This window comes from Bacillus sp. JJ722, from assembly GCF_036963345.1.
Lineage (GTDB): Bacteria > Bacillota > Bacilli > Bacillales > DSM-1321 > Bacillus_AD.
In genome coordinates this window covers 54,560-75,298 of record NZ_JBALMO010000040.1, presented here as the reverse complement: position 1 = coordinate 75,298, position 20,739 = coordinate 54,560, and the positions used below count along the sequence as shown (strand labels likewise).

Genomic DNA, 20,739 nt, shown 5'->3' with positions numbered 1-20,739 from the left:
CTATCCTGCTAATTTCTTAAACCACTCATCATAAGTTACATAATCAATCACCTTAGAAGGTGGAAGCACTTCCTTCTCTGCTTGTTTAAGTGCTCGAGCATAATCAAGTCCTTTTCCCATGTACTTCTCAACACGCGCTGTTAGTTTCTTCTGGTATTTAGCATCTGTGTAATCTCTACCTCTTCTGTATTGAGGGAGCATGTTATTAATTGTGTGAATAACAACACACCTACACTGAATATCCATAGCAGCCGTTCCCCACATACGAGGGTATTGTGATTTCATTCCTTCGTAATGGAAGTAACCTTCTTTGTCTGCTTTCTGGCCATCTAGAATTCGATGTGAAGCTCGTACACGTAAATCTAATGAACTCATCCAAACTTTGCCCATTTTCACGTATTTACTGGCTTTATCGTACACAGCTTTATCACTCATAGACATTGAGCGACCGCCTTCAGTACGTGCAACAAGACGCGCCTTCTTATGACTAAACCCTACAGCCTTTTTAATTCTTTCAGTCATCTTCCAGTAACCTTCACCAGCTATAAGCGATTGACTAATCTCAATGTTAATCTTTCGGATGATTTCATTGCGATGACCTTCTAGAATCTTAGGTAATCTTAAAAACTCTATAGGATTAAATAGTGCTGTCTCGATCATTAGCTGAGTTGGAATAGTAAAGCCCATCTTTGTACCGGAAAACATCTCGAATAGATAAGCCTGTTTAAGATAGTTTTCAATATAAATCGTTGCGTTAGCAGCTAGAATAATCATCACTATTTCTTGATAATCCTCATTAAGTGTTTCTGCCATTCTCTCAAACTCTTTCTTGAGACGATTGTACTTATTAAGTTCGGTATAGGATGGATCTTTGCCATTCCCATACTTAATAAACATGACTTCGATTTGCTTTAGGATAGTTTTCAATCGACGAGCAAAAACTACCTCAATATCACTCTCGGCTTTTGCGATTAACTCATCAACTCTTCTTTGGATTTCCCTTTGATTCATCGTGTTATCACACCGTCTCCGCCGCATTTCTTACATTGAATCATGTTATCTGTTACATCACTTCTTACTTTCCCAGAGCCACCACACTCAGGACATATTTCTTCATTTTTACCAGGCTGTTTCTGATTCGCTTTTTTGTTCTTTTTGTTGTATTCCTCTGCATTTCTCTCATATGGGTCTAATGGTTCTAAATCATTTCCATAAAGCAAGTTGTCTTCTTCCAATCTTTCTTTCTCAAGCTTCACATCTTTTACCCATGGATGGTTTTCAAGAATAGTAGTCCTTGAGATAACACCTTCAGAATCTCTTGCCATTTGAACAATTTCAGGTTCATTTGTGAGTATCATCTTATTAAAAGTAAAAGTGATATCTCTATAATCAAAGTCACCTCTCTTACTTAAACGCGCATATTCAGCAATAAACCACATAAACTTTCTCAATGCCAACGTGAATTTACGTTCCATGATACTTGCCTTCATATCTAACAATGAATACAAGTTCTGTAACGATACACCACTCGGGGCATCGCCGATAACTTCTGGTGAAGGATTAACACCTTGACCAAAATCATAAATGTTTTCTTTTAACTTATCTGATTGTGTTTTATAGGCATCAACTGGAACTTCTGCTCTCAGTGTTTTAACGTCTGAACTATCTTCACCATCAAGTTTAATAGCTTTATACCGTTTTAATTGAGTTACGAATTCTGCTAGGTCAGTTCCTTCATAACCTTTTAAAACATAAATAAGAGATTGCATATCTTCCAACGTATTTTGTCCGTCAGAGACTAATCGATCATAAGCATCTATGCTATCCTTAACAAAATGTAAGTCAGATACACGTTCCTCATTGTTAGCATACTCTACAAACGGAACTTCTCCCCAACTTACACCACTATCCCCTTGCCAAAAATGAGGTGAAGGATTAACAAGTTCATTAGCATCTAGAACTAATTCATCTTTAATTAACTCATAGTATGTCACATCTTCATCTGTCCAAACTTCTAATTTGGTTACATCCTCACTTATAGGGTAAAAGCGAATACCAACAGATAGCTTCTTTTTCTTTTTCAAATCATAAATAGGGATAAACTGTTCAGCTGGAATAATCGTATAATGAAATTCTCCATCTTCATCTACATAAGGATGCAACCATTCTAGACCTTTGTTGCTTGCATTTTTAATTAGCTCAGGTAAAACATCTTCAAACTCTTCACCGATTAACTCTTCAACTAATTCTAATGTTTTTTTATTATCACTTTTAGAACTGAATACCAATGGTTCACCAGCTAGATATGCTACCTTCTGATCTACCAAATTTTTATGAAATCCTGATGCGATTTTATTATTTGTAGCTTCATTATCCGGTACAAAACTACCACTTTCATCTACAGTCATAATCTGACGTTGCTTAATTTCAGATTCCTTAAAGTAATAATTCACACCTTCTAAAATAGGCGCTGGATTGAAAGAGTTATAGAGTTCTTTAATAATGTCTTCTTGCTTGGGTGCATTTTGCTCAATCAATTCAATTAACTCTTCACCATGCGTCATACTAAACGGGTCCATGTTTACCCTCCTTTCGCTATTTTAAGATCTCAAAGCTATTTCGTTTCATATCACCCTCACACGCATAACGAGTGGAATCAATTGTATGATTATCTTTATCCTCTAATTTAGGCTTTGGATTCCCATCTTTATCGGTTTGATAGTCAATATTCTCGAACTCTTTCGCAATGTTAGGCGTTCTTTTAGCGTCGATAACTATTTCATCAAGATCATCAAGCCATTTCTCACCATACTCAACTGAACCTGGTCCTTTTTTAGCTCCCTTGATTCGAATTCCATATGATTTCATTTCTGCTATAGACTTTGGTTCAGCACTATCAGCGATTATCATTTCATCTTGATAGTTCTTTTTCTTAATCCATTCAGCAGCCTCGTGGTTACTGATTTTAACACCGTAATATTCATCTATTGCATATAGTCTTTTCCTTGTCTTATCATAGTGCCAACGAACAAAAGAGAATGGGTCTGTAGCGTAACCCCAGTCAATGCCTTGCCTTATGTTATCGAATGATTTGTATTCATCATTTGTAATCCTTCTGAATGATAGATTGTCGAATGGAACGACACCAGAGCCTATTGCTTTTCCTTCATACTCCCATTGATACCTTAATTCATTTCGCTCTTTAGCTGCATTAGCTTCTTCAATGAACTGTTTTGAAATAAAAGGATTATCAAAAAAAGTAGAATGATGTACAAATGTGTTATCTGCAATGAATTGTGTTTCATATTTCTTATTCACCCAAGATTGCTTTCTTTTCGGTGGGTTATATGAATAAAAGAACTTATAAAAAAGACCATCTTCCAACTCTCCACGCAACAATGAGTTAGTGATGATCGTTACTTCATCTTCTGTTTTAAATTCAGCTAGTTCCTCAATCCACGCTATAGTAAATGGGAAATTAGCAGACTTCAATGACTTAATTCGTTCGGGCTCTTGAGCACCACGAAACACCATATAATTCCCTCTAGGGATATACGTTATTCTCATAGGTGATTTATTAACCTTAAACAAATGACCAACACCTTGCTCGCTGATGGCCCATTTAACCTGTTCGAATATCGATAGTTCAATTGTGTTATCTATCTTACGAATACCAACAGCATTCATTGGATAACGCATTAATAACTGAACTATGATATGAGCTATATCAGATGATTTACCAGAACCACGACCACCCTTACAGATGATGTTTAAAATATCAGGGTTGATTGCTGCTCTCCATACAGAATGAAAGGCTTTAGGTATAAACTCTGATAATTTACGTTTCATCATCATCGCCTATGTCATCAAGAAATGTAACAGCTCCTTGAACCTCGATATTTTGTTTATCTGTCCAAATACCATATCTCTTACCAATCAATTCAGCAGCCTTTAGTCGTTCCTTTTCATCTGGAGCTTTATTCATAGTCCTTGCTTCTGACATAAAATCACCTATATTTTCAACAACAACCACTTCTGATTGTGTTTCACCACGCATTACACCCGTTAGATACTTCATTACTTCCTCGGCTGTTGCAATGCGTTCTGAATCCATCTGTTTTAACCGTTCGTCTATATATGTTCTAACACTAAGTTTTTCTAAGTTTTGACTACCTTGGACATGTGGCTTTTTATATCCTGCTTTTCTAGCTGATTCAGTAGCGTTACCAGTCTCAATATAATAATCGGCAAACCGTTTCTGTTTTTCTGTAAGTTTCACTACATCATCACCGCCTCCTGATTTATATTTTCTGAAAATTATAGTATAATCAAATTACCTTAAGAGATTAGCCCAGAGGTTAAAGGGCTCGACCTGAACTTATCGTGCTTGAAACTTAGAGTGCGAGAAGGAGGTACGCGATGGAACAGCGCAAAACCGATTCCCTCATGGTACTGTTAGTGGTCATGAACTACTTAACAGCATACTTTGAGCTAATCACAACCCTAATCTCTTAAGATTTGGGTTTGTGATTTTGATACTTAATCGAATAATGAATATCATATAATTTAAAAACGATAGCTATTAATGCTGTGAATACCGCATTTAACAAATACCCATTTTTAAATAATAATATCGCTGCTATTATCCACATGAAGCCAAACACAGTATTTATACGTTCCAAAACTCTCACCCATTTATCCAATAACAATCCCTCTTTCAATGTTTTCTCTAAACTATCCACAATGTTTAATACGTTCATGAATAGTTTACAAACAACATAAAAAGACGATACCGCATTTCAGGATGAAAGCCTGTTGCAGTACCGCTTTTTTCACTTTATAAACCCAACGAATAAGAACCTAACGAATATATAAATATAGTCACCTGATTTTTTTAGAGCTAATCTATCGTGTGCACCCTTCCAGAAAAACTCTATACTATCATATTAACACGTTTGTATTGTACTGACTCCGCCCAGTTTGTGCCCTCATTTTAACCTAATACCATCGACTCCAAACATCAATACAACTAAGGTTTCACTCGCTTTATCGATATCCTTATAGACTGTGCGTGGATGAATCGATTGTCTTTCAGCTACTTCGTCTATTGTTTTTTTATCACCTGAGATATACATTTCATACACCACTCGGTATCGTCTCATATCTTCTGGATCATCTGACTTCTCACAAATTAGTCTATAAACTTCTAAAGATTTATTAATGTATTTCACCATAGCTAAAGTAAGCTCTTTAGACTTTAAGATACTTCTAATTGCGAACTCATCTGTATCGATTTCATCGAGTTCCAACTTTTGATTTAATTCATTAATGTTTAATTTAATATCTTTACAGTGCACAGCAAATGAACGATAGTTTCTAAGGAGTAATTTTATATTTCTCAATCGACGATTATATTTCTTCGTCTCTTGTTGTTGTCTCTCTTTTTCTAGATGTTCATAGGCTGCTTGTGCTACTGCTTTTGAAATCACTTCTAATTGTTTATCTGATAGATTCATACTTTCGCCCCCCTATAGTTCATCCTGGTATTTACTGATAGTTTGGTATGTTGATTGAATAGCTCTTAATGATCGCGCGCCTTCTTTGGCTGTATCTAATCTCGACTTTGCTAAATCCCTTTCAAATCTTAAGCCTGCTATCTTTTCATCACCTTTAGCTAGTTCTAATATCAATGTCGCTGGATAACCTGCTGTTTTTAGTTCCAATATCTTATGGTGTAATGCTACTTTGTAATTTCGTTCGGCATGAGATAGTAGTGTACCTTGCTTATACATTTCAGCAGCAGTATCACTTATACGTTTGTTAGTCTCTCTCATTTCTCGGATGATTTCAGATAGTTCAATCGAGCGTTTAGGTTGAGCCATTACCTCACCTTCTTCATCCTTTTTGGCTTGGCTTTTCTCTTAGGCTTTATTTTCTGTAGCTCGTGCCAATCCATAAATCCGAGCTTCCAGTCATAACCGAGTAGGATTAATTTATCTAAAAACATTCTTTCGAATAGCTTTCTTTTTATAGCAAACTCTTTTGTGATTGCACCTTTTATGTCAACGATTTCCACTGTGTCATCAAGATTAATAACTTTAAAGTCTGCTATATATTCAATCTTTCTGAATGTCTTACCATTCTTTTTGAAAGCTTCTTGCAATAAAAACTTAGGTTGTAACTCAAAATCTTTTATCTGCTTATTAGCCTTCATCCACTTTAATTGCTCATAGTATTTTGCTTCAGCTTTACTATCAAATATTACTCCGTCTACTGTTGTTTTCTTCGCTCCGTATTTGCTCAATATCCAACATCCTGTCTCTCATGATTGATTTTGTTTTTATCGTAATAGGCTTGTTCGATTTGTTCTTCTGAGAAACCTAACATTTCGCTAAGTCCTAGAAAACTACTCCAAACCTCTTCGAAATCTGCTTCAATTTCTTCATCTTCATAACGAACTGAAGAATTCAGTATACAGACATTATTTAACAACTCCACAAACTGTTTATCGATACTCTCTAGCTTATATTTTGTCTTCCTTATACCGTTTTCCAGATTTAATTCAATTCCTATTTCTAAAACAAAATGTAAGCAATCAACATATTCTTCAAGAAGTGGATTACTTTCACCTAATATTCCTGTTGCATCACAATCGACACATGGTTCAAAATCATCTTCACCGAACACTGAAAAACTTTCATTTCCTGTTCCTTTGCAAGTTGGACAAAGATGTTGAATAAAGTTCCTAGGCTTCTGGTCCTTACTCCAAAACTTAAATCCACGCCATTCATTCGCACATTCACCAAGCTCTACAAGTAAAGCAAGTACTAATTTCTCAAAACGATCTTTTTCGTTGTAATCAATCCGTTCACGCAGCACCTTCTGTGTTTCAAACATCTTTTCTAAATTCATCTAGTCTTACCTCCAATTCAAGTAAAGCTTGGCTTCTATATTCGGTGTATCTAGCCAAGTAAATTAACTCAGCTAGATTACAGTTTGCTAGATTCATACAAAGTCGCTCCAAGACATTCCTACATCATGCATGTGACAGGTACTTGAACAATAAATATATGAATACTTTGTATCTTCATCAGTTAAGTACCTTTTATCCATCAGATACCCACAACTAAAACACTTATATTGCTTACCCTTCGTAAATCTCCATCTTTGCTTTTTCATTGTCTATCCTCCTAGAAAGGTAAATCATCATCATTTATATCTATTGTTTGTCCGTTATTTGCAAACGGATCATCATCAACACGTGTATAACTACCTCTATTTGAGTTATTTTGTCTTTGACCAGTATTTGTATTAGATTCATTGTTTCGTTGCTTATTAGGGAAATCAAAGCTATTTACAACTACTTCTGTCACCCACTGAACTTCGCCGTTATCCTTTTCCCACTTACGAATTTGCAGACGACCAGTAATACCGAACTTATCACCTTTCTTAATATGATTAGCCATTACTTCACTTAACCCACCCAGAGCAACAAAATTAATAAAATCCGTTTCATAATCACCGTTCTGATTTTTAAAATCTCTTCTTACCGCAATAGTTCCACTTGCCACACCCTTACCATTCGGTGTAAATCGAAGCTCAACATCCTTCACTGCATTTCCTGTTAACGTAATTACATTCATGTATTTTCCTCCTGTTCGATTGACTGTTCCCTGTCCTATTGACATATAATTAAAATGTTGTATTTTTGCGTCTATTTTAAATAAGCATAAGAATGTCCGTTAGGCACCAACACTTGATGCTTTTTACTAAAACCATTCTCTTTCTTCACCCGTTCTTTATTGATACCTTCTTCGTATATCGTAATGATGGTTAACCGTTCATGATCTATAGTGTTAAAACCTTGTTCAAGTATCCTTCTTGTCATTTAATTAACTCCTGTAAATCATCACGAACTCGCATTTTATAAGTACGTTCGCCATGTTCGTTCGTTATTCTTCTGACATCACCTAGAGCTTTATTTATGATCTTATCCGAAGGCTTTTGCTGATACTTATTTAACTCCATAATTGGCTTAAGTAATTCAATGTTGTTTTTTATCTCTCTGCGTTGATTTCTGACCCTTTGAAGGTCTTTGCTATACTTATATCCATCTGATGCATTAAAAGCCTTAAATTCAATTAAATGGAGCAAATCTTGCTGTTCCATCTCCAAATTCTTTAAATCACTTTGAAGCTTTTCGTACAATCTTGGAAAATTCACATACACATCTCTAACGTGCTGTATAGCCGCATCTAGATTCACATTATCAACTCCTTTTATTTTTTCTACCTAAACCAAATTCCCTTTCAACACGACAATAATGACTGTAACTGGCGTTAAAATACTCTGCTCTTTCATGCTTATTTAAACCTTTTTCTATCAGTTTTTCGCATTTTTCTTTTGTTATATTGTATTTTTTCATTTTTCTTGTAATACGTAACCCTTTATTTATTTCCCATATCCTTTGAGCGTTTATAGTTTTACCGAAATATTCAGCCTTTTCTCTAAGGGAAAACCCTTTTTCATTTAGTTTTTTGCATTCTTCAACCGTAGCTTTCTTTTTTATCTCTTCTACATCTTCCATTTTTTTAATGTTTAAATATCTCAATATTTCATTTAATTTTTTATTACCTATCCTTAAAGCTTTTGTAATTCTTTGTGCAGAAACGCCATAAGCTATCAATTTTTCTAAATCTTTAGTTGTTATGTCTTCGCCTTTTTTTAATATTTTACTTATTTCTTTTTTGTATTTTGATTTATTTCCATTCTCATAATCTTTAATTTTACTGTGCATTTCCGTACATATTTCGCAACCTTTGCATGTATAAAACGATTCGCCGTGTTTATCAAGGAAATGCATAATCAGTTCGCTGTTATTTGCCACGCTATTTCCTCCCACTTAACTCGTCTAAGTTCTTCGTATTGATTTGTTCTTTTTAGGTAACATATACGATCAACAATTGACCTTTCTGTTTTTCCGATAGACAACGCAATTTCTTTGATGCTGATTTTATCGTGCCAATTGCAAATATAAACCGTTTCTTCAAAAGTAAACCGAACATTCTGGTTGTAATGTATTAATTCGTTATAAAGCAGTTGGTTGTGTGCATTATATTTGTATACATCATTGTTAACAGACCCATTAATGCCGCCTTCACGTTGTTTTAACATTGATTTGCTATCTAAGTCTATCAATATCATTAAAACCTCTTGTTCTCTCATTTCCAACCTATGAGCAATATCACTATATGACCAACCTTTATCCCAATACTTGATTACTTCTTCAAGTTCTTCGCTTGTCCACTCCTGTCTGAACTCTTTGAGGATAGTGATCTTATCCATGTTTATTCCGCCTTTTCTCTAACTATTTTTCAACTGCAACTTCACAACACTTAAATCATAGATAAATCAAATCGTTTGCTAGTTAGATGCTCTTTCAATTTGTTTAGCGCCCCTCTGTAAACCCTACTCACTTGCACTTGAGACAAATTATATAATTTTCCGATTTCTGATTGAGTTTGTCCTAAATTGATAAGTCGGTTCAAGACATCCTTTTCTCTAGCATCTAAAGTAATAAGACTTTCACGAATCATATCTTTTATTTCAAAGTCGTACTTATCTTCAATTCCAATGAAATCCTCTAAAGTTTGAGATTTAGAATCTCCTTCACCGAATTTAACTTCAAAATCCAAACTAACAACATGACCGTTTCTTTTTCCTCTTTTATAATATCTAATTCTTTTAAAAACTCCTGATTTTGCATTTACGACAAACAATGTAGAAAATTTACCTTTTGAAGGATCAAGATTCTTCGCAGTATACATTAAAGCGAATATGCAAATATCATATATATCCTCTTTAGGAATATAAGGAAATTGTTTTTCGAATGAAAGAATATACTTATAGGCTAACTTCATATTATTTTCAACTAATTGTCGTTGTTCAGAGGTTAATTTCTCCATGTTCATCCTCCTAAAATGGTAATTCTATAAACCTACGATCTTTGCTATTTTCAAATTTGATATATCGATAATCCCTAAACATTCTAGAGAAGGTTTTAGCATCGTAAATCTGCTTTAATTGACCTCCAGTGAGGTTTGTTGTGCATATGGTAGTTTTACCTTGCCTACCATTGAAAGTATCCTTCATGACCCTTCCTACGAAGTCTGATGCTTCTTTTTGTGTGTCTATATTCCCAACCTCTGCACCAACATCATCTAGTACAAGTACATCAACACTTGTTAGCTTTTTGATGATTGATTGCTCTGTCTCATCTGATTTGTTATTAAATGTCGCTTTAATACTTTTCATTAACTCGGACATTTCAATAAAGAGAACTTTATATTTACCGACCTCATTTATTCCATAAGCGATTGAATAAGCAAGATGACTTTTCCCTGCACCTGGTTTCCCTTGCATCCAAAGTGTAAATGCTATCTCATTCAAAAAATCTTTTACCGACACCTTCGCTAATTGAAGATTCTGTTTTTCTTCATGCACTTCTTGTTTAAAGTTTTCAAACCTAGCTTTTAAAATGGTTTCATCCGTTACCATTGATTCTCTGAAGAATACTTGTTTATCTGGATGCTCAATAATATCCTTGTGGATCTCATACTGCTTATCCTCTAATTCCTGTTTACGTTTATCCGATTCACATAGGGGACAAATAGCTTGCCCCTCTATGTTCATAAGCTGCACTTTCTTAATGTGTTCTACTCCGTCTTTAACATAACGGTGTTTATCACATGTATCAGAAAGGTAAGTCGTAATCACTGGCATACCTTCTACCTTGATTCGTTCCATTTGTACCTCCCTCTTCATAACCATCGATAAAAGAATCGTTGTTTAAGAATGTTGTAGGATGTTTGATATATTGTTTATCTGTTTTTTGGACTTGCTTTGCATATTTTTCTGTGCCGATTAATATAGTTTCTAAAGAATGATTTTTAATAGCTGTCTTAAATGATTTGAATGCTTTTTTCTTATCTACCTTTCTTGGATAAATAGACCAGAATTGCTCAAATTCATTTGAGTATATATCTTTATTCTCTTTCTTATTCTTATCTATATCTTCTTCTATATCTGTTGCGTTACCATGCGTTACATGTAACGTTACATTTGAGATACTTTTTTGTTGGCGATGTTTAGCGACACGAGTTTTAGTCTGTTCTCTTATTTTTTCAAGCCCAGCAAGGTTTTGGTGCTTATCCCAGTTAGAAATACTTATGAATTTATCCTCTGAAATCTCAATCATCCCGAAGTCTTCAAACGTTCTCAATGCCAATCTCACTGTCGCAATGGGACGATTAAAGATAGTCGCAAGCATCTCATCTGTGTACGGAATATTCTCACTGAGATAAATGTAACCAGTCGCATTTGTCTTACCTGCTTGAGCGAGAAGTTTAATCCAAACTACTAAGATCGTGTCGGCATCGGGCATTGTTTCTATTAATCTAATTTTTTCATCATCAAACATATGAGTGCTTAGTTTGATCCATTTCACATCTGACATACAAAACACTCCTTGGATGTGTTATAATTCTGTTTAATCAATTCTTTTTGGTCCGTTGTTAGAGCAACGGGCTTTTATTTTTCTCCATATACATCAATTGAATGGCTCCAAGCTATTTCCGGACTGTAGCAGAACGGACATCCGTTTGGATCTTTACCTTCTCTAACAGCAAAATCTTCATTACATGTTTCGCAATAATGTATAGCTAACATGGCTTTGATTCCTTAATGACTTGCTTGTACAACACTTGATGCTTATTGCTACGTTCAATTGCAGTTAATTTACCTTCTGGCAGTTCAGTTTCGACAAATATACATTTTTCTAGATTTACAAACCTTACTAAGTATAAATTCATAGTTATCCTCCCTTTTTAGTTGTTTTAAGTGTTGTAGATTATCACCACCTTCCGTTATTCAGGTGTTATTTCATGCCTTTTCCAAAACACTTAGAACAACACACTTTGGATGATTTCTTAAATATGAAACCTTGTCCATTACAATTCTTACACTTACCAACTAAGCCGCGTCTACGAGTGGAATTTTTGCTACTCATGAAAATTCTCCATTTCTAAATTTTCTAAGAGCATCCTTTTTACCTTTGTCGTATGCATTAGCTGAAAACATACACATAATCACTACTCCAATAAATGTTCCAACTATTAAACCAATAAAACAACATACCTTTCACCTCTATTAAATTTGTTTACTCATTAGTTATGCCAAGCCATAATTGCACATATCACCATACAAATCCCAGCAATCTTCGCACATATATTTTTTAAGATTTTCGCTAAACTCTACATCCTTATTGGATTCTCCACAACATTCACATGCTTTCATGTTAACTGAGCACCTCTTTTACTCTTTTGTTTCTTAACGAATTTTAATATTTAACATTCCGGCTATAATACTCAGCTGTTCTAATGATAAATTTGATAGTTCTCCAGCAATTCTTGATCGCAATACTTTTTTATCCTCGGCTCGTTTTACTGCATCCCAATAATCTTGAGGTCTTAACCAAATATATTTTGTATAACCGAATCCCGTTTTATGTTCCCATTTACTTTTGTCAAAGCGATACTCTCTAGAACCATTCTGTCTTCTAGCATAAATACTTTTTGAATTTATTTTAGTGACCTCGTAAGGGACAGGATCACTTGGTTCATCTTTGTAAAAGTCACACGATTCTTCAATATAAACAATCTGACCTACAATTAATTCTGGCTTCTTTTTACTCATAATCTCACCGCCTTTGAAAACTGATTCAGCCTTTTGTTTCCTTAATTCTCGATAAGCCATTTACCTTCAATTAACTCATCTAAATCTATACCATCATCAGCTAATTGTTTAAAATGACCATATTCACCATGTATGAATCTATACTGTAAATCTTCAGTTTGATACAAAACGACTGTCCTCTTTTCTTTTACATGTGCATGTTGAGCTTCTTCAAAACTTACAAAATGATAATTAATTTCCCATATATCTTTATTTACCCACGGAAAATATATAGAGAATTCATTGCTTTCTTTAGAAGTAGGTTTTTCTTCATCTTTATCCCAAGTTAACAAATTCCCTTTATGGTCATAACCGACCATCCATCCCTTTTGATTTACAGCAACATCATTTAGTCCTAAACGGTCAATCATTTGACCTGTTGTAAATTTTCCAGACATTCTTTAACCTCCTTAGGCAACTAAATAATTCTTGTGTTTAGTAATCATCCTCATCTGGAACCTTAATATAAGGTGCTGCACTCTCAATCATTTCCTCAAATACTTGATCAATGCATTCCTGGAAGAACGTTAATCCACTTTCACTATTTTCTGATAATCCATTAATTAATTCTGCAAAACCAGTTGCAAATTGGCGTTTGAACTTTACTTTAATATCATCATGATATTTTTCTGGATAGTGATTAAATGCTGTAACAAGCAAATCAATCGGCAATTTTATTACTACGTTTTGACCACTTACTTTTGCATAATCCACATTTATTCCCCCTCTGTTTGTTCACTCTTACCTTTTAGTCGCTCAATAATCTCAAGATCATCCTCATCAAAGCAAAGTGAACCAGATGGAGAATAATCATCCGAATCCCAATCTTTAATAAACTCCTCATGATCATCTATATAACTACCGAACACCGGATCTTGTTCTGCTAGATAAGTATAATCTCTGATTTTCTCGGCATCTTCCTCATTCCAGCCAATCAATGAATAGCTATCGTCACCGATACCTTCCACGACAATAACTTCTAAACCATCAATTAAGTTATAAGCTTTAATCCATGTTTCAATTTCATCAGTAGTCATTTCAGAATCATCCCATTTTGCCTTTAATTCTTCGACTGTTTTCCCGCCTGTATTTAACTTCGCTCGATATAATCTTAGTATCACACCGGTTCCTCCCCTATAATGATTGAACTGCTGAAGCTATGATATTACTAGCCTTAATAAGCCCGTCGATTTTCCCTTTCTCATACTCTGTATTTTCTTGATGATTCATTGTGCAATGTTCCGTATGGATAGCTCTTTGAATGTTTTCAATAACATTTTTATAATCGTCAATTCCCCCCTGCAATTCCGCCCGTTCATTTTCCCTTTTAATAATTTCTTTACCATTGCGGATTAAACATTGATCCATTTTACTGTTTACATTATTCAAATGTTCAATTACCTGTTGCTGTTCCGATAGATCGACCAGTTGCAAATACTTAGTATGAAAAGAACCACTAAACCCTTCAAGAAAAACAAGCTTTTGCTCATATATGCCTTGACCTTCGAAACTTACATATTCATCATTCTTACAAGTCCAAATCTTACCGTTGTAGTGTTCAGCTTCACCACATGTATGCATAACAACTTTATCGCCCTTCTTTAGCATCTTTCTTCCTCCCCTATTTCAACATCTCACATCGTCTGTGGGCTAACTCTTCGAAATACTCCTTGTCAGTTGTATCAATAGCAAAGTTTATTAATTCTTCCATATCTTCAAATGTTAAAAATGAAATACTCTCGTCTTTGACAATATTTTTAGCTCTAACAACAATATGAAAGCCATCATAAAAACGAATTTTATAAAAATTTCCTTCTTTATCTGTAATCGTTGCTAAAGTTCTGATTCTATTTTCTATATTGCCTCTAATTCCATTAGAGCTAATCAATACAACTTCATCATTTATATTAAAATCTGTTTCTGAAAAGGATTTTTTAATACTTGGTTCTTTTGCCCTCTCTAGGTCATCTTCATAAACCAATAATGACTTACCATCTGGGAAATTTACGATATAGGTACGCTTACCAACATAGATTTCATAATCCTTTACTTTACCTTCAATATTTAAATACTTTTCTAACGCCTTGTTTTTAGTTGTATTTCTAATCAGCTTTACTTTCATTCCTCTTTTAAAGAGATAGCCCATAATGTTTAATCTCCTTTCTTTCTTTACCATAAGGAAACATAATACAAAATATGATTATTAACCTTCTGGCACATGCACCAACTTACCAGTAAGCTCTTGGATCTCTTTCTTAAATAATTCTTCATCACTATTGTTATCGCTAAGATGTAGAAGCCAAATCTCTTGTACTTTCGATAGATCATTAGCTTTAAAGAACTCTTTCAAATTCTCTAAACTAAAATGTGACTTGATTAACCTCTTTTTCATCATCGCTGGTACTCGTCCAGTAACGATATTCGCATCTAATATATCCATTGAATAATTACACTCAATCATGATGTGAGTAAGACCTGTGAACTTGTATTTGATGTAATAGGTGTCAGTGGCGAATAGAAGCTTTTCACCTTCTTGATTTACTAATAAGAAGCCATACGGTTCGCTTACATCGTGGTTTACGTCAAAAGGTAAAATAGTCCACGTACCAATTTGAAATTGTTCTTTGGCTCTTACAGGTTTAATACGATGATGTTTGATGTTTATAGCTTCAGCAGTTCCAGAACTCATGTAACAATCAATTCCTGCCTTTAAAACATCTTTTAAACCTTTGCAATGATCGCCATGCTCATGTGTTACTAAACAACCAGCTATGTTAGATGTTTGAAAGTTAAGTTTGCGTTGGATCTCTTTGAATTTGATTCCTGCTTCCAACAGGAGGGGAGTTTTGCCATCTGTAATGTGATAGCAATTCCCCTTGCTGCTAGATGCTAATGCTGTTATAGTAATCACCAGCTTGGGCCGCCTGTGTTAACAGGTTCTTGTTCTTTTTGCGTTTGTTCAAAATCAGCTACGATTTGTTCTTCGTTATCATCTATTGCTGGTTGTTCTTGGCATTCACTGTATTCAACATCAATTATTTCGGAGTTAGCATTTTCATTTAACTCAGCTTCCAATTGAGCTTCGGTTGATAGATCATCTTCACGATTGATATGCTCCATAATGATACTTCCATCGTCACTTGAGTTTAGGAACTTTTTACAAGCACGTTGTATAACGGTCTTCTTAGCCATCTCCTGTTTAAACTCGTCGTGAGTACTCCCTTTTGCTTCTTCTTTTTGGTCTTTTCCCCAAAATTGAGCTTTACTCCATGCTTTTCGTAATTCATCGATAGTCATTAATTCAGTGTAAATGTCATCGTCATTGATAGTTATAATGCAATAAGCTCCTTGTATTTTTTCTTTATCGATGTTTCCAAATTTTTGTTTATGAGATAGATTCCGAATCCTGCCATTAATCATCTCGTATTCAACTTGATCACCTTCGTAAATAACTGCTGCATCAATTGATTTAGCACCAGTAACACGTTTAGTTACTGCCATTGTTCCAAAATAAGAACGTTGAAAAGTTAATTGTTTACCATAAGTGATAAAGTAGCCTTGTTTCTTCATTGGATTAAGACCTTGCACGACCATATCGAGTAAACTGTTGGCAATACTGTCTTTTGTGCAAACTTCTAATACTGGTTTATAACCATCATTCTTTCCTGTTTTTGTGTTTTGAAGAATTAACCAAGCAGACTTCATAGCGTTTTCTGGACTGTAATTTGCAGGGAAACGGATTTCTCCGTTCTCCTGGAACTCTTTAACTTTCTTAGCTACTACATCAACAGTGTCTTTCTTTACCATAGCCAGTTCATTTTTTTGTTTTTGATTAGTCATTAAACAAGACCTCCTACTAATTCAGATTGTTCCACACGTAATTCCTTATCTGCTTCACTAACGATTAAAGAAATAATCTGTGTATTCGTATCTATTAACTTGGTTACTGCTTCGGCATTGTCCACGAATATCGGTACTGCTATACCGTAATGAGCTGATAAAGTATTAATGATATCTAGACCAACATTTATACGAGCAGCGTTATTCAATCCTCCTGAATAACCAACACCTTCGTAAAGTGTTTCGCATGTTTCTTCTAAGCCACCGTTGATTTGTTGCTTAAATAGCTTAAACTTAGCGTATTTAAAACGATTGTTAATCTTTTCTTCGAGCATATTAACTTGTGCTCTTATAAACTCTTCAGTTAAGTACAACTCTTGTTCTAACTTTTCAAACTCTGCAGCAAGATCACGTTCTTGTTGTTTAAGTTGCTCCATGCGGTCCTTTGATTGTTCGGACTGAGTGAATTTACTAATTTCCTGTTGTAGTTGCTCACGTTTAGATTTAAGTTCAACGATTTCTGTTTGTACTGCCTGGACAGATTGCTCTGCATCATTTCTTAGTTGCTGGATTTCGTTGTTAATGATTTGCTTTTCTTGTAATTTATTTGTGTAATGAATATTTTCTGTAATATCAATGACAGAAGATTCTACTTTAGTTAATTGTTCTTTAAACTTTGTAAGTGCTGCTTGTTTATCTGCGATTTGACCATTTAACTTTTCGTAGTCTTTTGCAAGTGTTTCATTTTGATCCACTATACTTTGTTTAAACTCTTTCGTTTCATGACCTTTAGAATCTATTTCAGCTAAGCGATTAGATTTACTAAGATTAAACTGAGCTAACGCTTTTTCTTTGGCAGCTTCTACTTGCTCTTCTGGAAGAGATTGACCACACGTAGGACATTCACACTCAGATTCATGTTTAAACTCCTGTACATCAATTTCAATCCATTCAGCACGTAGTTTTTTAAGCTTCTCTTCTGCGTTTTTAACGTTTTGGTCGTTTGATCGTTTACGGTCTTTGATGTTTTCTAACTTTGAGTTTAATAGATTAACATTCGACTCTTCTTCTTGGATTTTCGCTTTTAACTGATATACTTGTTCTTTTGATCCAGATTCATGTTCGCGCTTAATATCTATAAGAGCCATTTCAATTTCTTGAATTGCTTTTTGTTTTTCTAATACTGCTGATCCGTTGCGTATGTTGCTAATATCAGTAAGCTTGTTATCAATCATATAATTTAAATCCGTTACTCGAACTTCTAACGATGCTTTATCAAGTCCTTCTGTTTCAGGTAAAGAACGTTGAATCTCGTCAATACGTACCGGAATCTTTTCAAGCTCATTGTTGATTTCGGTACGACGAGCAGCGATGATTTTACGATGGTTTTCGATTGTTCGTCCATTTAGAATGCCTGTTAATGCTGCTAGTTTTTCATCTGAAGCAATTACTTCTTCGTCCGTAATATCTCCAGCGATATCTAATAAGGTTTTACGACGTTCTTTATAATGCAGTTGCTCATTAAAGAAAGATGGATTTGTTAGTAACTTGAAAATATCTTCATCTATGATTGCTGCAACTTCATCCGTGTATTCCTTTTTCTTTACTGGTACATCATCAACATGATAATCGGTTGTATGACCAGTAAATTCAGCAGTTGCAGAACCACGCTTCTTGCTCCATTTTTCCTTAAACAACTTACGGAACTTCTTTTCTTTCCCATCGATTAGAAAGATAACTTCGACCTCATGCTCTAACCCATGAATTTCTTTATTGTTTTTATCAAGAGTTTTAATTGAAAAATCCTTTTTATTTTGACTATCCTTATCAAAAATGGCCCATAAAAAACCATCAAATAGTGTTGTCTTCCTTGTTGCATTGTCACCGTATGCCTTTACGTTATGTCCATCAGCTTTTAATACAAAGTCTTTTAATCCTTTAAAATTGCGGTAAGAGATAGATTGTAAAACTATTTTTTTCATATATATCCTCCTGATATTGTGTTATACTGACGTTACATTTATTTTTTTAAGCGCTCATGTTGGCGCATGAGCTTGTTTTTATGCAATTTTTCGTGGAATCCATCCACTCACATAAGTTATAGCTGCTTCAAGTTCATGAGATTTTATATCTTTGTAACTACTTACAGCAAATCTATTTTTAAGCTCTCTATAAAGCTCCCTGAATAGCTTCGTTGCTTCTTTTTTATCATGAGTGATAGAATAAACCTTCTCTGCTACAGCCAGTTGTAAGCGACGTTGCTCACCACTTTCTAATGTAATCCGTTCCTTAACCTCTGTTTCAAGCTTTTCTACGCGATCTTCTACGTTATTTAATTTCTGTTCATGTTCTAATGAAAGTTTTAACAATTCTACACGTTGCTCATGTTCAGATAACATAGGAGGCTTAGACAACTTTTCTCTCATTCTCTTAAACTCTTGTATAAATTTGATTTTTGTTTGTACGGCTTCTTTTGTGTTATAAGAGAAAACAACTAATGTGAATGCTTCTTCAGTAAGTGATTCTTTTGGTCTTTCTTGATTGTTTTTATCGAGATAAGAGCCGGGCGCAAAATTGCGCTGGGTAAATTCTTCACCTGCATAGCCCATTTGAGTACGAATATCCCTTAATACATCTTTATGATTCTTTCCAAACATTTCGGCAATTGTTAAACTATCTGTAACTGCTTGTCCGTTTTCTACAAAAACTAATTGATTCATCTAAACACCCTTTCTATTTTTAGAACTAAAATCACCCTTAAATTATGCAAATATTACAAAAATAAACAACCTAATCAAGCTCTAAGCTTTTCGTTCCTTGTGAAGGTTCTCTCCTAAGACGCTACCGATAAATAGAGCTAATAAGACTAAACAGTAAATTCCTCCAATCATCCCTATACAATCAACCTTTCTTCACTTTAGAACAATTTTTGTTCTTCAAATTTCGCGAAAGTAGTAAAAGAGAAAGCCTTTTGGGGCTTTTTAAACACAGAAATTCTTTAAATTCTTTTATTTTTATGCACCTTTACTTGCGTTCAAATCAATCTTTTCATTTGAACTCTGACGTTTCTCTGCTGCTATTCGCTTAAAATCTTCTATAAAGAATGATATGAATAAAGTTGCTCGTTCCCCGGTTAACAAGATTTCTTTAACAGCCATGCAATCACCTCATGTTTAATATATGAAAGGGAAGAAAGTGGACAACCCTATTTTTTCGCTTTTTGATCAAGTAGTTTTTCTACGTCTTTTAAATCATGACCATTTTCCTTAATCATATTAAGAAGAATGTTAACTCTTGGATCCATTTCATCACCTCCAATAACCATCGGTTAACAGTAAACCATAGGTTAACACGAATATGGAAAATTACTGGCTCTTTGATAATTCTCGTAAATCTATGTCGAGAATATTGGCCAGTTCTAATAGTTTATCACCAGGTATTTGCTTTTTTCCATTTTCGATATAGTGAATGCTTGTCTTACTTTTATACCCAAGCTTTTCAGCAACTTCAAGTTGAGTTAACTTTTTCTCCTCCCTCCGTTCCTTTAAGTATTGATAGTTTAAGCTCATAAAATCACCTCGCTAACATGATGTGACACCATCATAACACCGCTGTAAACCATAGGTCAACAAAAATCTTAAAAAAATAATAAATATTACATTTTATTACAACGAGGTTGACTGTTGGTTTACTTATATGTATAATTTAATTAAACAATTCTGGAGGTAAAATAATGATTGCTATAACAAGTTCGCGAATAAAGGCGCTACGTGAAGCGAGAAAATTAACTATGCAAGAACTAGCTGATAAAGTTGGTATCTCAAAATCGATGATTTCATATTATGAAAACGGAAAGAAAACTCCCTCAGTAAAAACTATAAACATAATTGCCAGTGTGTTAAATGTTTCTGTTGATTATTTATTAGGAAAAACTGATTCATTTGACGGAAACGAAAACACAAGTAACGATATTAAATTACTGATAGAAAAATATGAACGACTTGATCCATCGAAAAAAGAAGCAATATTAAAAATTCTTGATACGCTAGCTGAGTAAAGAAATCTTGTAAAATTACTATACCACAATAATCGGAACATTTGTTCCTT

At 34.4% G+C, this 20,739-nt stretch carries 33 protein-coding genes; 1 reads left to right on the top strand and 32 read right to left on the bottom strand.

Going from position 1 to position 20,739, the window contains the following annotated elements; translation table 11 throughout:
• From V7014_RS06560 to V7014_RS06405, 32 genes are all read right to left on the bottom strand, one after another.
• The gene (locus tag V7014_RS06560; protein WP_335505369.1) at window positions 1-1,011 is read right to left on the bottom strand and encodes a phage minor head protein; all 1,011 of its coding nucleotides are present in this window, start codon (window positions 1,009-1,011) and stop codon (window positions 1-3) included.
• The gene (locus V7014_RS06555; protein ID WP_335505366.1) at window positions 1,008-2,579 is read right to left on the bottom strand and encodes a phage portal protein; all 1,572 of its coding nucleotides are present in this window, start codon (window positions 2,577-2,579) and stop codon (window positions 1,008-1,010) included. Before V7014_RS06555 ends, V7014_RS06560 begins: the two co-directional genes overlap by 4 nt.
• Window positions 2,580-2,595: 16 nt before the next feature.
• Entirely contained in the window at window positions 2,596-3,855 is a 1,260-nt protein-coding gene (locus V7014_RS06550; RefSeq protein WP_438824881.1) for a PBSX family phage terminase large subunit, read from the bottom strand.
• Window positions 3,839-4,279, bottom strand: coding sequence for a terminase small subunit (locus tag V7014_RS06545; RefSeq protein WP_335505363.1), 441 nt, complete (start codon window positions 4,277-4,279; stop codon window positions 3,839-3,841). Before V7014_RS06545 ends, V7014_RS06550 begins: the two co-directional genes overlap by 17 nt.
• A gap of 232 nt (window positions 4,280-4,511) precedes the next feature.
• Window positions 4,512-4,760, bottom strand: coding sequence for a hypothetical protein (locus V7014_RS06540; protein WP_335505361.1), 249 nt, complete (start codon window positions 4,758-4,760; stop codon window positions 4,512-4,514).
• Window positions 4,761-4,988: 228 nt separating this feature from the next.
• Entirely contained in the window at window positions 4,989-5,516 is a 528-nt protein-coding gene (locus V7014_RS06535; protein ID WP_335505359.1) for a hypothetical protein, read from the bottom strand.
• 12 nt (window positions 5,517-5,528) lie between these two features.
• Window positions 5,529-5,882: a hypothetical protein gene (locus V7014_RS06530; RefSeq protein WP_335505357.1), complete on the bottom strand. Its 354-nt coding sequence runs from the start codon at window positions 5,880-5,882 to the stop codon at window positions 5,529-5,531.
• A complete protein-coding gene (locus V7014_RS06525) occupies window positions 5,882-6,307 on the bottom strand; it encodes a DUF1064 domain-containing protein (RefSeq protein ID WP_335505451.1) in 426 nt (141 codons plus the stop codon). The genes V7014_RS06530 and V7014_RS06525 overlap by 1 nt, the downstream gene beginning before the upstream one ends.
• On the bottom strand, window positions 6,301-6,912 hold the full coding sequence (locus V7014_RS06520) for a dUTP diphosphatase (RefSeq protein WP_335505355.1): 612 nt from the start codon (window positions 6,910-6,912) through the stop codon (window positions 6,301-6,303). Before V7014_RS06520 ends, V7014_RS06525 begins: the two co-directional genes overlap by 7 nt.
• Before the next feature lie 93 nt (window positions 6,913-7,005).
• Window positions 7,006-7,179 (bottom strand): hypothetical protein, encoded by a 174-nt coding sequence (locus V7014_RS06515; protein WP_335505353.1) that lies wholly within the window; start codon window positions 7,177-7,179, stop codon window positions 7,006-7,008.
• Window positions 7,180-7,190: 11 nt separating this feature from the next.
• A complete protein-coding gene (locus tag V7014_RS06510; protein ID WP_335505351.1) occupies window positions 7,191-7,643 on the bottom strand; it encodes a single-stranded DNA-binding protein in 453 nt (150 codons plus the stop codon).
• A 71-nt stretch (window positions 7,644-7,714) separates the two neighbouring features.
• A complete protein-coding gene (locus V7014_RS06505; protein WP_335505349.1) occupies window positions 7,715-7,888 on the bottom strand; it encodes a hypothetical protein in 174 nt (57 codons plus the stop codon).
• Entirely contained in the window at window positions 7,885-8,265 is a 381-nt protein-coding gene (locus tag V7014_RS06500; protein WP_335505347.1) for a hypothetical protein, read from the bottom strand. Before V7014_RS06500 ends, V7014_RS06505 begins: the two co-directional genes overlap by 4 nt.
• A gap of 4 nt (window positions 8,266-8,269) precedes the next feature.
• Window positions 8,270-8,887 (bottom strand): hypothetical protein, encoded by a 618-nt coding sequence (locus tag V7014_RS06495; RefSeq protein ID WP_335505345.1) that lies wholly within the window; start codon window positions 8,885-8,887, stop codon window positions 8,270-8,272.
• Window positions 8,866-9,345 (bottom strand): hypothetical protein, encoded by a 480-nt coding sequence (locus tag V7014_RS06490; RefSeq protein ID WP_335505343.1) that lies wholly within the window; start codon window positions 9,343-9,345, stop codon window positions 8,866-8,868. The genes V7014_RS06495 and V7014_RS06490 overlap by 22 nt, the downstream gene beginning before the upstream one ends.
• 50 nt (window positions 9,346-9,395) lie before the next feature.
• Window positions 9,396-9,965 (bottom strand): sigma-70 family RNA polymerase sigma factor, encoded by a 570-nt coding sequence (locus V7014_RS06485; protein ID WP_335505341.1) that lies wholly within the window; start codon window positions 9,963-9,965, stop codon window positions 9,396-9,398.
• A 10-nt stretch (window positions 9,966-9,975) separates the two neighbouring features.
• On the bottom strand, window positions 9,976-10,806 hold the full coding sequence (locus V7014_RS06480) for an ATP-binding protein (protein ID WP_335505339.1): 831 nt from the start codon (window positions 10,804-10,806) through the stop codon (window positions 9,976-9,978).
• On the bottom strand, window positions 10,754-11,515 hold the full coding sequence (locus V7014_RS06475) for a phage replisome organizer N-terminal domain-containing protein (RefSeq protein ID WP_335505337.1): 762 nt from the start codon (window positions 11,513-11,515) through the stop codon (window positions 10,754-10,756). The genes V7014_RS06480 and V7014_RS06475 overlap by 53 nt, the downstream gene beginning before the upstream one ends.
• A gap of 74 nt (window positions 11,516-11,589) precedes the next feature.
• Window positions 11,590-11,727 (bottom strand): hypothetical protein, encoded by a 138-nt coding sequence (locus V7014_RS06470; RefSeq protein WP_335505335.1) that lies wholly within the window; start codon window positions 11,725-11,727, stop codon window positions 11,590-11,592.
• Window positions 11,721-11,870, bottom strand: a complete 150-nt coding sequence (locus tag V7014_RS06465; protein ID WP_335505333.1) for a hypothetical protein — start codon at window positions 11,868-11,870, stop codon at window positions 11,721-11,723. The genes V7014_RS06470 and V7014_RS06465 overlap by 7 nt, the downstream gene beginning before the upstream one ends.
• A 517-nt stretch (window positions 11,871-12,387) precedes the next feature.
• Window positions 12,388-12,753, bottom strand: a complete 366-nt coding sequence (locus tag V7014_RS06460) for a beta barrel domain-containing protein (protein ID WP_335505331.1) — start codon at window positions 12,751-12,753, stop codon at window positions 12,388-12,390.
• 41 nt (window positions 12,754-12,794) lie between these two features.
• Window positions 12,795-13,190, bottom strand: coding sequence for a hypothetical protein (locus tag V7014_RS06455; RefSeq protein WP_335505330.1), 396 nt, complete (start codon window positions 13,188-13,190; stop codon window positions 12,795-12,797).
• Between the two features lie 37 nt (window positions 13,191-13,227).
• Entirely contained in the window at window positions 13,228-13,506 is a 279-nt protein-coding gene (locus V7014_RS06450; protein ID WP_335505329.1) for a hypothetical protein, read from the bottom strand.
• Between the two features lie 2 nt (window positions 13,507-13,508).
• Entirely contained in the window at window positions 13,509-13,913 is a 405-nt protein-coding gene (locus V7014_RS06445) for a hypothetical protein (protein ID WP_335505327.1), read from the bottom strand.
• 13 nt (window positions 13,914-13,926) lie between these two features.
• The gene (locus V7014_RS06440) at window positions 13,927-14,400 is read right to left on the bottom strand and encodes a hypothetical protein (RefSeq protein WP_335505324.1); all 474 of its coding nucleotides are present in this window, start codon (window positions 14,398-14,400) and stop codon (window positions 13,927-13,929) included.
• 13 nt (window positions 14,401-14,413) lie between these two features.
• Window positions 14,414-14,968 carry a hypothetical protein gene (locus tag V7014_RS06435; protein ID WP_335505322.1) on the bottom strand — a complete coding sequence of 185 codons (555 nt, stop codon included), beginning with the start codon at window positions 14,966-14,968 and terminating at the stop codon, window positions 14,414-14,416.
• A 27-nt stretch (window positions 14,969-14,995) separates the two neighbouring features.
• Complete coding sequence (locus V7014_RS06430; protein WP_335505320.1) at window positions 14,996-15,703, bottom strand: MBL fold metallo-hydrolase; 708 nt, start codon at window positions 15,701-15,703, stop codon at window positions 14,996-14,998.
• Window positions 15,700-16,632: a recombinase RecT gene (locus V7014_RS06425; RefSeq protein WP_335505318.1), complete on the bottom strand. Its 933-nt coding sequence runs from the start codon at window positions 16,630-16,632 to the stop codon at window positions 15,700-15,702. Before V7014_RS06425 ends, V7014_RS06430 begins: the two co-directional genes overlap by 4 nt.
• Window positions 16,632-18,614 carry a hypothetical protein gene (locus V7014_RS06420; protein WP_335505316.1) on the bottom strand — a complete coding sequence of 661 codons (1,983 nt, stop codon included), beginning with the start codon at window positions 18,612-18,614 and terminating at the stop codon, window positions 16,632-16,634. Before V7014_RS06420 ends, V7014_RS06425 begins: the two co-directional genes overlap by 1 nt.
• A 78-nt stretch (window positions 18,615-18,692) precedes the next feature.
• Window positions 18,693-19,352, bottom strand: coding sequence for a Rha family transcriptional regulator (locus V7014_RS06415; RefSeq protein ID WP_335505314.1), 660 nt, complete (start codon window positions 19,350-19,352; stop codon window positions 18,693-18,695).
• Window positions 19,353-19,646: 294 nt separating this feature from the next.
• Complete coding sequence (locus tag V7014_RS06410; RefSeq protein WP_335505312.1) at window positions 19,647-19,790, bottom strand: hypothetical protein; 144 nt, start codon at window positions 19,788-19,790, stop codon at window positions 19,647-19,649.
• Window positions 19,791-19,997: 207 nt separating this feature from the next.
• The gene (locus V7014_RS06405; RefSeq protein WP_335505310.1) at window positions 19,998-20,201 is read right to left on the bottom strand and encodes a helix-turn-helix domain-containing protein; all 204 of its coding nucleotides are present in this window, start codon (window positions 20,199-20,201) and stop codon (window positions 19,998-20,000) included.
• A gap of 164 nt (window positions 20,202-20,365) precedes the next feature.
• On the opposite strand from V7014_RS06405, the gene V7014_RS06400 reads away from it, so the two are divergent.
• The gene (locus V7014_RS06400; RefSeq protein WP_335505308.1) at window positions 20,366-20,689 is read left to right on the top strand and encodes a helix-turn-helix domain-containing protein; all 324 of its coding nucleotides are present in this window, start codon (window positions 20,366-20,368) and stop codon (window positions 20,687-20,689) included.
• The last annotated feature ends 50 nt before the right edge of the window (window positions 20,690-20,739 follow it).